Below are 13471 nucleotides of genomic sequence, written 5' to 3' on the forward strand. Positions count from 1 at the left end.
CGTCGCCGAGACGCGCAAAATGCACCTCATGAACACTCCCACCACCCCCATCATCGTCCACCACCTGGAGCAATCGCGCTCGCAGCGCATTCTGTGGCTGTTGGAGGAACTGGAACTGCCGTATGACCTGGTCCTCTATCGTCGCCACCCACAGACCATGCTGGCACCGCCCGAACTCAAGAAAATCCACCCGCTAGGGAAATCTCCCGTGGTCTGCGTAGACGGCATGACGCTCGCTGAGTCTGGCGCCATCATCGAGACGCTGAACGAGCAATACGGCAATGGGCGGTTGAGCCCCACCCCTGGGACGCCAGAAGCGCTCCGCTACAGGTATTGGCTTCACTACGCCGAGGGCTCTGCCATGCCGCCGCTTCTGCTCAAGCTCATTTTTGACCGAATCGCCAACGCCCGCATGCCATTTTTTGCCAAACCCATTGCCAAAGGCATTGTCGGCAAAACCATGAGCGGGTTCATTTCTCCCCAGTTGAAAACACATCTGGGCTTCATGGAAAGCGAATTGGCAGAGCGCGACTGGTTCGCTGGTGCCGAGTTCACTGCCGCGGACATACAGATGAGCTTCCCTCTGGAAGCGGCTCAAGCACGCGCTGGGCTTGACTCCAGCTATCCACGCCTGACCGAATGGCTCAAGCGTATCCACGCTCGTCCGGCGTACCAGCGAGCGGTCCAACGTGGGGGTCCCAGCGCCCCACTTAGCTGAAAAGCACACGACTGAGTTGCTCGATCGAAACTCCCCATGCGCATTGACTGGTCTGCCACGTTGCGCCACCTGCTACAGGTCGTGGCGTTCTGTTGCATCGTGGCGGTGCTCACCACCACGATCTGGCCCAACAGCCTGTATTGGGTTCAAGTGGGCAATGCCTTGTGCGTAGGCTTGATCACGTGGGGCGTCATCGAGTTCGGCCGCTACTTCATCGATGAACGCCACTGCCATCGCTCCGCCAATGGCGGTCATGGGTGGCCCAAAGGCTGGAGAGGCCTTGGCCTGGCGGGCATCGGAATAGGCTGCGGGTTCTACTTTGGCACTGCGCTGGGAAATTTCCTCTTCGGGACAAGCAGTCTGCGCAGCACACGCGACGACCAGATTGGTTTGGTCGTGACCGTGGTCGCGGGCGCCGCAGCGACTTTCTACTTCCACTTGCGTGGCAAGGCCGCCAATCTCATGGCAGACAAAAATGCCGCCGAGAGAGACGCCACCGAGGCGCAGCTCAAGTTGCTCCAGGCTCAGCTTGAGCCGCACATGCTGTTCAATACGCTGGCCAACCTGCGCGCCTTGATAGCCATCGACCCAGCAGCCGCACAACTCATGGTCGATCGAATCAACGACTACTTGCGCGCGACCCTCAGTGCGTCTCGATCAACCACGCATCCACTGGCATCCGAGTTTGACCGGCTGCGTGACTATCTGGAGTTGATGTCTATCCGCATGGGTGCGCGTCTGAAGTGCTCCATCGAACTGCCCGAGGACCTGCGCGGGGTCCTGGTACCTCCTCTCATCCTGCAACCCCTGGTTGAAAACGCCATCAAGCATGGGCTGGAGCCTAAAGTGGCTGGCGGCCTCATCACAGTCAGGGCCCGGCGAGAGGGCGCGGAGGTATTGGAACTCGAAGTCTCGGATACCGGCGTTGGATTTGAAGCGACACCTTTGGCCCCTGCCCAGGAACATACCAGTTCAGGCAGTTCTGCAAAGGGTTCAGCAACCGGCTTCGGCTTGTCTCAAGTGCGTCAGCGTGTCGCCACTGCGTACGGGGTCAGCGGCGTCTGCATTGTTCGATCGAATCCAGGCGCAGGCACCACCGTGCTCATCCGCCTCCCCCTGAAAGGTGCCAGCCTATGAAAGCCCGGCAACCCACGGCTCTCATCGCGGAGGATGAACCCCTGCTGGCTGCAGCTCTTGAAGCTGAACTCGTCAAAGCCTGGCCCGATCTGCGCATTGTCGCTGTGGTGGGCGACGGTGCCAGCGCAGTCGACCGAGCACTCGAATTAAAACCGGACGTTCTCTTTTTTGACATCCGGATGCCCGGTCTGAGCGGCCTGGACGCCGCTGCCGAGCTCACCGACGCATGGGACACCTCCAGCAAGCCTTTTCCGGCACTGGTGTTCGTGACCGCCTACGATCAGTATGCCGTTCAAGCGTTTGAAGCCAATGCACTGGACTACATCCTGAAACCGGTGCAACCTGCCCGATTGATCAAGACGGTGGAAAAGCTATGTCTGGCCATCGACCGGGCGTCAGAGCCGGCTGGTAGTGCCGCGACCGCCGACGATTCTCTTCAAACCACAGCCCACCAACTGGCTCTGATGATGAACGCACTTCAGCCCCCTGCGCCCACACCCATTGCGCGGCTGCGCCAGTTGCAAGTCAGCAGCGCCGCAGCCAGCAACGTGATTCGACTGGTACCTTTGTCGGACGTTTTGTATTTACAGGCAGCAGACAAGTATGTCCGCGTCATCACGGAAGGTGGCGAGCACCTGATCCGCACACCGCTGAAAGACTTGCTTGCGCAGTTGGACCCTGAGGAGTTCTGGCAAGTTCATCGGGGAACGCTGGTACGGGCCGGGGCGATTGATTCCGTACAGCGAGACGAAACCGGCAAGTACCTGATCACGCTGCACAAGCATTCAGATCGTTTGCCCGTCAGCCGGCTTTACAGCCACCTCTTCAAGCCGATGTAGATCAATCAGGCGTAATGCTTGAGTGACGCCGTCTGCACGGGCCTGCATGGGTTCATCAACGCCGGCCCGCCCTGGTCAGCAGAAAAAAGCCCACTCTTGCGAGCGGGCCTAAGGGTGGTCACCTTGGAGAAATCGTTATTCGGCTCAACTAAGCGCAAATAGGCGATACAACCGGACTTCAGCGCCAATGCCCATGGCCGTGTCCGTGGCCATGACCTCGGCCATGTCTGGCGCGCCAGTCATGTTTGTGGTGCCCTCGCGGCCCGGCAGGCACATAGTAGACCGGAGCAGGCTGATATACAACCCTTGGCGGAGGCTGATAATAGACAGGAGGTGCTACATAGACAGGTGGCGGAGCCCTGTACACGACCGGTGGTGGCATATACACGGGCTGCGGTGGGTAATACCCGACGCCTGAGCCCACTCCCACTGAAATGCCTGGGCTGCCAATCCCGACGGACCAGTGAACATCGCCGCGCGCCTGGGCTGCAGCACTGAAGCCCAAAGCTGCGGCGCCGACCAGACCGAGGGCGATGAAGCGCTTGAAAGCGGTTGCGGGGCCTGACTGAACTGGGTTCATATCAAATTCTCCTAAAAAGGCCGTGTAGGAACTACACAAAAAAGCTCGTGACGGTAAGACGCAATGCCCGGACAAACTCCAGACAAACGGCAAGCTTGTATTTATTAAACGTTCAAGACCCGATACAGAGCACATCCATTAGGTGAAAGCCGTGTCAAGCGGTAACACCAAAAATGCCACAGGGAGCCGGCCCTGCTCCTGCCCAGCGGCTCCAATGCCAGACCTGCGCCTCTGAAAAGAGGCTGCGCAAATCGATAAAGCATTTGTCCCCCTAGAATTCAGCTATGTCTTCTCCTTCCGAACCGGCGAAAACCGGCAACGCGGCCAAATCGGCCAAAACGCCCGACGCTCCAAAGCCAAGCAACTTCCTGCGCCATATCATTGAGGCCGACCTTGAAAACGGCGCTTATGCTGGCCGCCGGTGGGGCGGCGCCCCAGGTGATGGACCCCATCACGCAGCCGGCATTTCTGACCCTGCCAAAATCCGCACCCGATTCCCGCCTGAGCCCAATGGCTACCTGCACATCGGCCATGCCAAAAGCATCTGGCTCAATTTCAGTCTGGCCGAGCAATATGGCGGCGTGTGCCACCTGCGCTTTGACGACACCAACCCTGAAAAAGAAGAACAGGAATATGTCGACAGCATCCGCGAAGCTGTGAAATGGCTAGGCTACGACACGCTATTGGCTGATCAGCCGCAACAGCCGGGCACAGAGCAGCCCCACGAGTATTTCGCCAGCAATTATTTCGATTTCATGTATCGGGCTGCCGAATACCTGACCGAATCCGGCTACGCCTACGTAGACGAACAAACGCCGGAACAGATGCGCGCTAATCGCGGCGATTTCGGCACGCCCGGCACCAACAGCCCGTTCCGTGACCGGACCCCTGCCGACAACCTGCGCATCTTGCGCGAAATGCGCGATGGCAAGCACGCAGATGGCTCCATGGTGCTGCGCGCCAAGATTGACATGGCTTCGCCCAATATCAATATGCGCGATCCCACCATCTACCGTATCCGCAGGGCCACCCACCACAACACAGGCGACAAGTGGTGCATCTACCCCATGTACACCTTCGCGCACCCTCTGGAAGATGCGCTGGAACAGATCACGCACAGCATTTGTACGCTGGAATTTGAGGACCAGCGCCCGTTCTACGACTGGCTTTTAGAGCGCCTTGCCGAAGGCGGTCTGCTGACAGCGCCCCCGCCCAGGCAGTATGAGTTCGGACGGCTCAACGTGGGCCATGTCATCACCAGCAAAAGAAAGCTGCGTCAACTGGTGGAGGAAAACCATGTGTCCGGCTGGGATGATCCACGGATGCCTACATTGGCAGGCCTGCGTCGCCGAGGCTACACGCCTGAATCACTGAAGCTGTTTGCCGAGCGCAGCGGCGTTACCAAGACCGGCGGCGCATGGACCGACTATGCGGCCCTGGACGCTGCCTTGCGGGAAGCGGTCGATCCCAAGGCCGTCAGAGCCATGGCAGTGCTGGAGCCCATCAAGCTGGTCCTGGAAAACTGGTCGGAAGTCTTCGGCAGCGATGAGCATCTGGAGCCTTGCGTCGCGCCACGGCATCCCCATCACCCTGAAATGGGCCAACGCAGCTTCAAGCTCGGAAAAGAGGTCTGGATTGAGCGCACAGACTATGAAGAAACGCCTCCGAAAGGCTTTTTCAGGCTGTTTCCGGGTAACAAGGTCAGGTTGAAATACGGCTACGTCATAGAGTGCACGGGCGCCACCAAGGATGCTGCCGGCAACATTGAAACAGTGCTTGCCAAGATCATTGCCGACACCAAATCAGGTACCCCCGGGGCCGACAGCGTGAAGGTCAAGGGTGTCATTACCTGGGTAGGTGTGGCCGATGGCAAATCTGCAGAAGTACGCCTGTATGACCGTCTCTTCACCGAAGAACAGCCCGATGCGGGTGGGCGCGATTTTCTGTCAGTACTCAATCCCGGCAGCTTGACGATTGTGCAAGCCATGGTGGAGCCTGATCTGATCAATGCTGCACCCGAGGATCACTTCCAGTTTGAACGCCACGGCTTTTTCGTGGCGGATCGGCATGATCATTCCTCAGAACAAAATGGGCAGGGCCGGCTGGTGTTCAATCGCATCACTGGACTAAAAGACTCCTGGGCCAACAAGTAGAGCGTCTTGGGCCGTCACTTACAAGATGCCGATTCAAGAAGATGATTTGGCACTATGAAGGATTGATCTTATTAACCAGGGCGTGGACCACGCCGAATGGACATTGATTATCCAGCCTCTGCGACCGGAGGCTGGATAATCCTTGAAAAACTGCCCAAGTGCGGAAGTTTGGACGTTTGGAAGTTCGAAAGTATTGCAATTGCAGCGAAGGCTTGAAAGCCTCCTCAAAGCTTTCCTGCGGCAGCCCCCTCTGTGCGAAGAGTAAGCTCAACCAACTCTTCAATAATCAATGCCCGATAGTAATAAGCAAGCCAGGCGCCGCATGCCAGGAGCGTCTGACTCAACCCCTCTGGTGTCGCATCCGCCACTTCGATGAGCAAGCCCGCTTTTCCGGATTGCGCCAGTTCCACATAACGAGCCATGAACTGATCTTCTCGGCCTACTGAGGGCATCCCTCCTACCTCTGCCGCGCGCTCTGAAAAAGCCGCGATGATGGCCTGCGGAGTGGCGACTGCAACGGCCCCCACGCCTTCCACCTCATTGACCTTTAAAGCGGCCGCCTCGGCCGCTTTGGTGTCAGCGAACATGGCAAAGAGGTGGCCTTTCGGATAATAGGCTCCCATCGAGAGGTGACTGCTGGGGACAGCAAAAGCATTCATAAGAAACTCCGTTCCTGTTGGTTTTTTGTTTATTCTTCCTCGTTTCCTGCAACACCTCTGTAGGACGGTGACGCGGGATACCGCCTGCGGCTTTACTAGATAAAACTTTCTTACTTCTCAGCGATAACGCCAAGGAAATTAGTGCAACTTTTTTCCTCACATTCCAGTTCTGCCTTCACAATCCACGCATGTCGTTATCTGAAATCGCGCTTTGGTCCGCGCTGGCTGGTGGGGTGTTTACACTTTTCACGCTGACTTTGAGCCTGTTCCTCTCCGATCGCCGGAGCCCCGGCACGCTGAGAAACGTGATGTTCGTATTGGCGATTGGCGTTTCGGTGATATTGGTATGCGGACTCCCTGAAACGCTGTTCCCACACCTCAATACACTCGCCTGGCGAGTTGCGAAGGTTTCGGTGGGCCCGCTTTCTGCGGCCCTGACGCTTTCTTATCTGAACCTCTGGATGGGCGGCAGCCGCGAGGACAAAGTCGTGCACCACCTTCTGCTTTGGGGATCGCGCGCCATGCTCCTGGCTGGGCTGGCCCTGGCAGGCTCAGCCGCCTTGATGCCCGACCAACAATACTCCCAAGTGCTCGCAACCGCAGCCGTGCTGAACTTGATGGCAGTGGTTCTGGGCATTGGCGTCACCCTGCGCGCCTCGGTTCTGGGCGACCCCCTTGCTGGTTGGATGGCCATTGCCTGCGTCATACTTTTTTTCATGACGTCCGGCTTGTATCTTCGGGCCTTGGATGTTCCTCTGGGGCTGGGAGTCTGGGCATTCACCGCTGCCTCAACGCTGGCCTATTTTCTGTTGACGTCCATCCTTGTCAGCCTGCGCAATCACGAGAACCGGCGTTTGTCGCAGTTGGCCAGACTTGACCCGACGGTGGAACCCATCACTGGACTGCCCAGTGGAGCCAGCCTGGTGTCCAAGGTGGAACACACGCTCTGGCTGGCCGGACGCAAGCAAAATAGATCTACCGTCATTTGCGTCTACCTCAGCAATCTGTATGAACTGGCTGACACCGTGGAGCGCGGTGCAGACTCTCAGATTCTCCCTGTGATGGCCGCCCGGATTCGTCGTATCGTGGGGTTTCGCTGTGTGGTGGGTATCTACCACCCCCGCTGCTTCATCATCGTTCAGGACACAGACCGGCACAGGGAGCGCTCCAGTTCCGTCCTACCGCGCCTGCGCACACTCTTGCCCCAAGCCATGCAGGTCCTTGGGCCAGATGCGCAGACCCACACCTTCCATCCGGAAATTGGAATCGGGGTGGTTGAAACTGCCGCCACCAGCTCCAAGGTGCTGGATGTCCTTCATGAAGCGGAACGTCAGGCGCAATACTCAACGCCTGTGGAGTCCGAAGACAATATCGTGACCGTTCAGTAGCAGGTGGGGGCCCGAGCGCCACCGCATCCCCGTCGCAGGGCTCCAGGGAGCCTCCAGGCTCCTAGGCTGCAAGCTGCGCGTCCACCTGCAGGTGCGAGCGAGCCAACTCCCATACCTTGAGTGGAGACTCGGTTTTCAGTTTATGGTCGCTCCAAACCTGGCGCCATAAGCGTGCGCCTCGGCGGCCGTGGTGCATTCCAAGCATGTGGCGCGCAATGGCGGACCAAGGGGTACCGTCCTCCGCCGCGTCACGCACCATATAGGCCACCATCTCAGCTTCCACTTCGTCCTGCGAAAGGCCACAGGCAGAGTTTCCGAAGAAGCGCGCATCCCAGTCGCTCATGATCCAGGGGTGGTGGTAGGCTTCGCGCCCCACCATGACTCCGTCCACATGCAGAAGATGCTCAGCTATCTGCTCGTTGGTAGTCACCCCTCCGTTGAGCACAATGGTCAAGTCCGGAAAATCTCGTTTGAGCCTGTAGACCAGTTCATACCGCAGCGGTGGAATCTCCCGATTTTCCTTGGGGCTCAGCCCTTTGAGCCACGCATTGCGCGCATGCACAATAAACACTCTGCAGCCTGCCAGGCTCACCGTGCCGACAAAATCGCGCACGAAGTCATAGCTTTCTTCGCGGTCAATACCAATGCGGTGCTTCACGGTGACGGGGATATCCACGGCATCCACCATGGCCTTGACGCCATCAGCCACTAACTGCGGTTCTGCCATCAAGCAGGCGCCAAACGCACCGCGTTGAACGCGTTCACTGGGACATCCGCAGTTCAGGTTGATCTCGTCATACCCCCAGCGGGCGCCGATGCGCGCGCATTGAGCCAGATCTGCGGCATCGCTTCCCCCCAATTGGAGGGCCACGGGATGCTCGCACTCGTCCATGCGCAAATGGCGCCGCTCTGCTCCATGAAGCAAGCCGCCGGTGGTCACCATTTCGGTGTAGAGCAACGTGTTCTTGGTGAGCAATCTGTGGAGGTAACGGCAATGCTTATCAGTCCAGTCGAGCATGGGCGCAACAGACAGGCGCCAAGGGGCATGTCGGTCGGATTGGTCTCTGGCGCCGATAGACAGACTTTCGCTGATTGCGGTTGCGTTCCCCTGCATTGCCCTGATTTTCCCTGGTTTCGTCGTATTTCGAATTCAAAAATGCCGCTTCCAATTCAAGGCAGCACAGAGCGGGAATTACAACATGCCGGCATGAAGACAGCATTATTCGAGGACATAGCCGCCACAGCCTTCGTTTCGGAGGTCCTTAGGTCTGTCTACATCATCAAATGCCCGCAGTCAGGCCTAAAATTGCCAGGTGAACCAGATTTTGAACATTTCCGCCTATAAATTCGTCTCGTTGCCCGACGCAGAGGCACTGCGCTCGCTGCTGCATGAGCGTGCGCAGGCAGCAGACCTCAAGGGCACCATCCTTCTGGCCGAAGAAGGCATCAATCTTTTCCTGGCCGGGCCGCCCGAGGCGGTGCGTGGCTTCGTGGCGCAACTTCACGGGGACGCTCGCTTTACCGACATCACCCCCAAGGAAAGCTGGTCAGCCACCCAACCGTTTCGCAAGATGCTGGTGAAGGTCAAGGGTGAGATCATCCGTATGAACCATCCCACCATCCGTCCCGCCAATGGGCGTGCCCCTGCGGTCACGCCCGCCACCGTGCGGCGCTGGCTGGAACAGGGCGCAGATGACCATGGCCGCCCGGTCGTGACCCTGGACACCCGCAATGACTTTGAAGTCGATCATGGCACTTTCGAGGGCGCCATCGACTGGCGAATTACCAAGTTCACCGAATTCCCGGCCGCTTTGCAGGCTCACAAAGCCGACTTGCAAGGCAAAACCGTCGTGAGCTTTTGCACCGGGGGCATCCGCTGCGAAAAGGCGGCCATCCTGATGCAGGAAGCAGGACTGGAGCATGTCTTCCAACTTGAAGGCGGCATACTCAAGTACTTCGAGGAAACCGACGGAGCTCATTTCCAGGGCGATTGCTTCGTATTCGACGAACGCAGGACGCTGGGCCAGGACTTGAAAACAACCCCCTCGTGAAGACGGGGGTTTTTCTATCGTTGTTGCTTCGATACTTCGACGTAGAACCTGGCTACACAACGGCTGCTGCAATGGCAGCACCGGCAGAACCGGTATAGGTGGCCGCAATGGCTGCCTCAAAACGCGCTAGACTTCAACAGACCGCCCCCTAGCCAAGGCTGCATTCGATTCGAGCAGCACCAGCCATTTTTTTTCAGCAACGTTAAGCTGCAAGGAAGCAAGATGAGCTCGATTCACTGGCTATTTGGTAGCGCTCGCCTGCGCGCACTTTCCCTGGCACTCTCCTTCTGTGCTTCGGCGGTTTCTGCCGCTGACGCGTTTCCCAGCAAATCCGTCACCATTCTCGTCAATGGTGGTGCCGGCAGCTTGCCTGATAACTTTGCTCGCCCTCTGGCCGACCGCCTGCGTCAAAGCCTGGGACAAGCCGTGGTCGTGGAGAACAAGCCCGGGGCTGGCGGCATGGTGGCGCTGCAGACGCTCAAAGCCAGCCCCGCGGATGGTCATACGCTGGCCATCATCACCAATGCCCATGCGGTGTGGAATCCCTTTGTGTTTTCCAAACTGACCTATGACCCGGACGAGTTGCTTCCGGTGAGCCCGCTGGCCGTGATTCCCATGGCTCTGGCAGTAAATCCCAAGGTGCCTGCGCAGACACTCGAGCAACTGGTGGCATTGGCCAAAAACCAACCCGGAAAGCTCAACTACGCTTCGTCATCCAACGGCAGTCCGCCTCATGTACTGTTTGAATTGTTCAAGGAGCAATCCGGAACCAGGATCGAACACATTCCTTTCAAGACCGGCCCTGATGCTTTGACATCCGTGACCGCAGGCGATACGCAGATCTATCTGGCTGGCACTTCTCTGGTGGAGCCCATGGTCAAGGACGGCAGGCTTCGCGTGTTGGCAGTGAGCCCGAGCGTCAAAAGCCCAAGCTTCACGGGGGTTCCCACTTTCGCTGATAAAGGCTACAAAGGATTTGAGGGCGCTGTCTGGCTGGGTGTGGTCACCAACAAGGGGGTTCCCACTGCAGTGGTAGATAGGCTTAACCGGGAAATCGCTGTGATCTTGCAAGATCCAGCGGTTCAAAAAGTCATAGAGGCGCAAGGTTCCCTGCCCTACCATGCATCACCCGCAGCATTCGCAGAGCGCATTGCACAGGACAAGGCGCTGTGGACACCCATACTGAAGAACCTCGATCTCAAGGCCAACTGAGCAGGCAGTGAACGAATTCCGCACGCACGGAATTCATACACCCAGCTGAGCCTGAATCAAGAACCTGATTGAAACCCACAGGGATTTTTACAAGCCATATGAAATTGATTGACGACATCGTGAGCCAGGCCGCGTATTTGCGCACGGTCAGGCGTGACATTCACGCTCACCCTGAGCTGGCATTTGAAGAGACGCGCACGTCGGATCTGGTGGCAGGCCTGTTGACGCAGTGGGGCATTCCAATTCACCGTGGTCTGGGCAAAACGGGGGTCGTGGGCATCCTCAAACATGGCAGCTCCACGCGCGCCATCGGACTGCGTGCCGACATGGACGCGCTGCCCATGCAGGAGTCCAATCAGTTCGAGCATGCCAGCCAGCACCCCGGCAAAATGCACGCCTGCGGACATGATGGCCACACGACCATGCTGCTGGGTGCGGCGCAGTACCTGGCACAGCACCGCGATTTCGACGGCACTGTCTATCTCATATTTCAGCCGGCCGAGGAACACGGGGGTGGGGCACGCGAGATGATGCGCGACGGCTTGTTTGAACTTTTTCCCATGGATGCTGTATTTGGCATGCACAACATGCCAGGCATTCCGGTTGGAACCATAGCAGCCTCGCCGGGGCCCGTGCTGGCTTCCAATAACGAATTCAGGATCACCGTGCGCGGCAAGGGCGGCCATGCTGCCATGCCCCAGCTGTCTGTGGACCCTATTGCCGTTGCCAGCCAGATCCTGCCTGCACTTCAGACCATCATCACGCGCAGCAAAAAGCCTCTGGAAACAGCCGTGGTGTCGGTCACGATGATTCACGCGGGCGATGTGCCCAACGTGATTCCGGACACCTGCGAAATCCAGGGCTCGGTGCGGGCCTACACCGCAGAGACCCTGGACCTGATCGAGCGTCGCATGCGCGAGATCACGGAACATGCGGGTGCCATGTTTGGCGCGGCATGTGATTTTGAGTTTCGGCGCAACTACCCCTCCACCGTCAATCACGAGGCAGAGACCGCCGTCGCCCGTCAGGTCCTGTCAGAGATGTTGCCTGCTTCCCAGGTCATCACGCAAACACCGATCATGGCGGCCGAAGACTTTTCCTTCATGCTTGAAGCCGTCCCCGGTTGCTACGCCTTCATTGGTAACGGCGAGGGCGATCACCGCGATCCAGGGCACGGAGCGGGGCCATGTGTGGTGCACAACACCAGCTACGACTTCAATGACGACCTGCTCCCGCTTGGGGCTAGTTTCTTTGTGCGGTTGGTGCAGCGCTGGTTGGAAAAGGCCTGAGTCTCCCCGTAAAGAACGCCTAAGGAAGCTGCGCCCTGAATGGTATTTTTCTGGGACCGCCGAGCTCCTCACAATGCTGCCGAGGAGCTGCCCCTTCTCGAGTAGTTCGTCTTGCAGGCTGGTCGCTTTGGCGCACACCATATATGCAAACCGACTATGAATATCAACAATTGTTCGTTGAGGTTTTATCGATGAATTAACGAGAATTCATACCTTACCTGACTCAAAAAACGTCTCGAAAGGCATGACTCGCTATGGTTTTTCACCTGCCCCCCGTTCGCACGATGGTGGCCGCGCTGGCCACGGCGGCCTCGGCCTCGGCCTTTGCAGCCGAGCCCATTCCAGTTGGATTCTTCTCCCACCTCTCGGGCAACTTCGCCGAGTACGGCGCGAGCTTCAAGAACGCCGTCGAGCTCTACATCGATAAACTCAACGCTGACGGCGGCATCAACGGACGCCCCATCAAACTGCTGATCGAGGACGACCGCAATTCTCCCCAGGAAGCGGCCACCGTCGCCCGCAAGATCGCCTCGTCCCCTGGTGTGGTGCTGGCCATCGGTTCGTGGTCCACCACGGCATCGCTTGCTGCCGCACCCATCTTCACCGAGGCGAAGATTCCACAGATAAGCCCGACCTCATCGCACCCCGATTTCAGCCGTCAGAGCCCGTACCAGTTCCGCCAGAACAACACCGACGACATCCTGGCCCAGTACAACGCTGACACCATCCACAAAAAGCTGAAAGCCAATCGCATCGTCATCCCGTACTCCCAGGACGACTGGGGTGTGTTTACCGTGAAGGCGACGTCGGCGTCCATCGAAAAGGACGGAGGAAAAGTGCTGCTGACCGAAGCGGTCATTCCAGGCTCTAAAGACTTCCGTCCGTTGATCAGCAAAATCAAAGCGGCCAATCCCGATGGCGTCTTTTTGGCGCTACCCTACCAGGAAGCTTCGATCTTCATCCAGCAACTGCGCCAAGCGGGCGTCCATATCCCCGTCGGAGGAGGCATTCCGTTGACCTCGCCCAAGTTCATCGAACTGGCGGGCAAGGCCGCCGAAGGAGTGGTGGTCCACAGCATATTCTCACCAAGCGATCCGTCGAAGAAGGCCTTCGTGGATGCATACACCGCTAAGTACAACAAGTCGCCCGACCAGTTCGCGGCCCTGGCCTACGACGCCGCCGGGGTCGGCGTCGCGGCCATTCGCCGGGTGGTCCAGTCTGGCAAGCCACTGACCGGCCAGGCCGTACGCGACGAGCTGGCCAACGGCCCTGCCTATCAGGGCGTGACCGGTGTGTCCAAGTTCGAAAACGGTAACGTGAAAAAGGCCCCGACGTTCCTCGTCGTTCGTGGTGGCGCGTTCCACGTCCTGAACTGAGCGTTCCCGGTTCCCTCGCCATCTCGAGCCTGCTGGCAACAGCACGCCCGAGACGGCCATTTACCTGCT

General features: G+C 58.3%; 12 protein-coding genes. 9 read left to right on the top strand and 3 right to left on the bottom strand.

Annotated elements, in window-relative coordinates; genetic code table 11:
• Nucleotides 1-28 precede the first annotated feature (28 nt).
• Genes ABIE13_RS23630 through ABIE13_RS23640 form a run of 3 tightly spaced genes read left to right on the top strand, consistent with a single transcriptional unit; the run spans nucleotide 29 to nucleotide 2694 of the window.
• Nucleotides 29-718 carry a glutathione S-transferase gene (locus tag ABIE13_RS23630; protein ID WP_354448077.1) on the top strand — a complete coding sequence of 230 codons (690 nt, stop codon included), beginning with the start codon at nucleotides 29-31 and terminating at the stop codon, nucleotides 716-718.
• Between the two features lie 36 nt (nucleotides 719-754).
• Nucleotides 755-1855 (top strand): sensor histidine kinase, encoded by a 1101-nt coding sequence (locus ABIE13_RS23635; RefSeq protein ID WP_354448078.1) that lies wholly within the window; start codon nucleotides 755-757, stop codon nucleotides 1853-1855.
• Nucleotides 1852-2694 (top strand): LytR/AlgR family response regulator transcription factor, encoded by an 843-nt coding sequence (locus tag ABIE13_RS23640; RefSeq protein WP_354448080.1) that lies wholly within the window; start codon nucleotides 1852-1854, stop codon nucleotides 2692-2694. Before ABIE13_RS23635 ends, ABIE13_RS23640 begins: the two co-directional genes overlap by 4 nt.
• A gap of 178 nt (nucleotides 2695-2872) precedes the next feature.
• On the opposite strand, the gene ABIE13_RS23645 is transcribed toward ABIE13_RS23640, so the two are convergent.
• Entirely contained in the window at nucleotides 2873-3274 is a 402-nt protein-coding gene (locus ABIE13_RS23645) for a hypothetical protein (RefSeq protein ID WP_354448082.1), read from the bottom strand.
• A 284-nt stretch (nucleotides 3275-3558) separates the two neighbouring features.
• On the opposite strand from ABIE13_RS23645, the gene ABIE13_RS23650 reads away from it, so the two are divergent.
• Entirely contained in the window at nucleotides 3559-5427 is a 1869-nt protein-coding gene (locus tag ABIE13_RS23650) for a glutamine--tRNA ligase/YqeY domain fusion protein (RefSeq protein WP_354448084.1), read from the top strand.
• A 224-nt stretch (nucleotides 5428-5651) separates the two neighbouring features.
• Here the strand turns inward: ABIE13_RS23650 and ABIE13_RS23655 are convergent, their stop codons facing one another.
• Nucleotides 5652-6086: a hypothetical protein gene (locus ABIE13_RS23655; protein ID WP_354448086.1), complete on the bottom strand. Its 435-nt coding sequence runs from the start codon at nucleotides 6084-6086 to the stop codon at nucleotides 5652-5654.
• A 188-nt stretch (nucleotides 6087-6274) separates the two neighbouring features.
• Here ABIE13_RS23655 and ABIE13_RS23660 point away from each other — a divergent pair, with 188 nt between their 5' ends.
• Nucleotides 6275-7474 (top strand): hypothetical protein, encoded by a 1200-nt coding sequence (locus ABIE13_RS23660; RefSeq protein WP_354448088.1) that lies wholly within the window; start codon nucleotides 6275-6277, stop codon nucleotides 7472-7474.
• A gap of 61 nt (nucleotides 7475-7535) precedes the next feature.
• On the opposite strand, the gene dusA is transcribed toward ABIE13_RS23660, so the two are convergent.
• On the bottom strand, nucleotides 7536-8588 hold the full coding sequence (gene dusA, locus ABIE13_RS23665; protein WP_354448090.1) for a tRNA dihydrouridine(20/20a) synthase DusA: 1053 nt from the start codon (nucleotides 8586-8588) through the stop codon (nucleotides 7536-7538).
• Between the two features lie 199 nt (nucleotides 8589-8787).
• On the opposite strand from dusA, the gene ABIE13_RS23670 reads away from it, so the two are divergent.
• From ABIE13_RS23670 to ABIE13_RS23685, 4 genes are all read left to right on the top strand, one after another.
• Nucleotides 8788-9525, top strand: a complete 738-nt coding sequence (locus ABIE13_RS23670; RefSeq protein WP_354448092.1) for a sulfurtransferase — start codon at nucleotides 8788-8790, stop codon at nucleotides 9523-9525.
• Between the two features lie 222 nt (nucleotides 9526-9747).
• The gene (locus ABIE13_RS23675; RefSeq protein ID WP_354448094.1) at nucleotides 9748-10737 is read left to right on the top strand and encodes a Bug family tripartite tricarboxylate transporter substrate binding protein; all 990 of its coding nucleotides are present in this window, start codon (nucleotides 9748-9750) and stop codon (nucleotides 10735-10737) included.
• 98 nt (nucleotides 10738-10835) lie between these two features.
• Nucleotides 10836-12026 (top strand): M20 aminoacylase family protein, encoded by a 1191-nt coding sequence (locus tag ABIE13_RS23680; RefSeq protein WP_354448096.1) that lies wholly within the window; start codon nucleotides 10836-10838, stop codon nucleotides 12024-12026.
• Between the two features lie 254 nt (nucleotides 12027-12280).
• A complete protein-coding gene (locus tag ABIE13_RS23685) occupies nucleotides 12281-13402 on the top strand; it encodes an ABC transporter substrate-binding protein (protein WP_354448098.1) in 1122 nt (373 codons plus the stop codon).
• Nucleotides 13403-13471 lie beyond the last annotated feature (69 nt).

It is taken from the genome of Ottowia thiooxydans (assembly GCF_040548795.1).
In the GTDB taxonomy this organism is placed as follows: Bacteria; Pseudomonadota; Gammaproteobacteria; order Burkholderiales; family Burkholderiaceae_C; genus Ottowia; species Ottowia thiooxydans_A.

What these genes read in the sequence shown, in the direction of transcription:
- ABIE13_RS23630 (WP_354448077.1), top strand. Translation starts at nt 29, where the DNA reads ATGAACACTCCCACCACCCCCATCATCGTCCACCACCTGGAGCAATCG.
- ABIE13_RS23635 (WP_354448078.1), top strand. Translation starts at nt 755, where the DNA reads ATGCGCATTGACTGGTCTGCCACGTTGCGCCACCTGCTACAGGTCGTG.
- ABIE13_RS23640 (WP_354448080.1), top strand. Translation starts at nt 1,852, where the DNA reads ATGAAAGCCCGGCAACCCACGGCTCTCATCGCGGAGGATGAACCCCTG.
- ABIE13_RS23645 (WP_354448082.1), bottom strand. Translation starts at nt 3,274, where the DNA reads ATGAACCCAGTTCAGTCAGGCCCCGCAACCGCTTTCAAGCGCTTCATC.
- ABIE13_RS23650 (WP_354448084.1), top strand. Translation starts at nt 3,559, where the DNA reads ATGTCTTCTCCTTCCGAACCGGCGAAAACCGGCAACGCGGCCAAATCG.
- ABIE13_RS23655 (WP_354448086.1), bottom strand. Translation starts at nt 6,086, where the DNA reads ATGAATGCTTTTGCTGTCCCCAGCAGTCACCTCTCGATGGGAGCCTAT.
- ABIE13_RS23660 (WP_354448088.1), top strand. Translation starts at nt 6,275, where the DNA reads ATGTCGTTATCTGAAATCGCGCTTTGGTCCGCGCTGGCTGGTGGGGTG.
- dusA (WP_354448090.1), bottom strand. Translation starts at nt 8,588, where the DNA reads ATGCAGGGGAACGCAACCGCAATCAGCGAAAGTCTGTCTATCGGCGCC.
- ABIE13_RS23675 (WP_354448094.1), top strand. Translation starts at nt 9,748, where the DNA reads ATGAGCTCGATTCACTGGCTATTTGGTAGCGCTCGCCTGCGCGCACTT.
- ABIE13_RS23680 (WP_354448096.1), top strand. Translation starts at nt 10,836, where the DNA reads ATGAAATTGATTGACGACATCGTGAGCCAGGCCGCGTATTTGCGCACG.
- ABIE13_RS23685 (WP_354448098.1), top strand. Translation starts at nt 12,281, where the DNA reads ATGGTTTTTCACCTGCCCCCCGTTCGCACGATGGTGGCCGCGCTGGCC.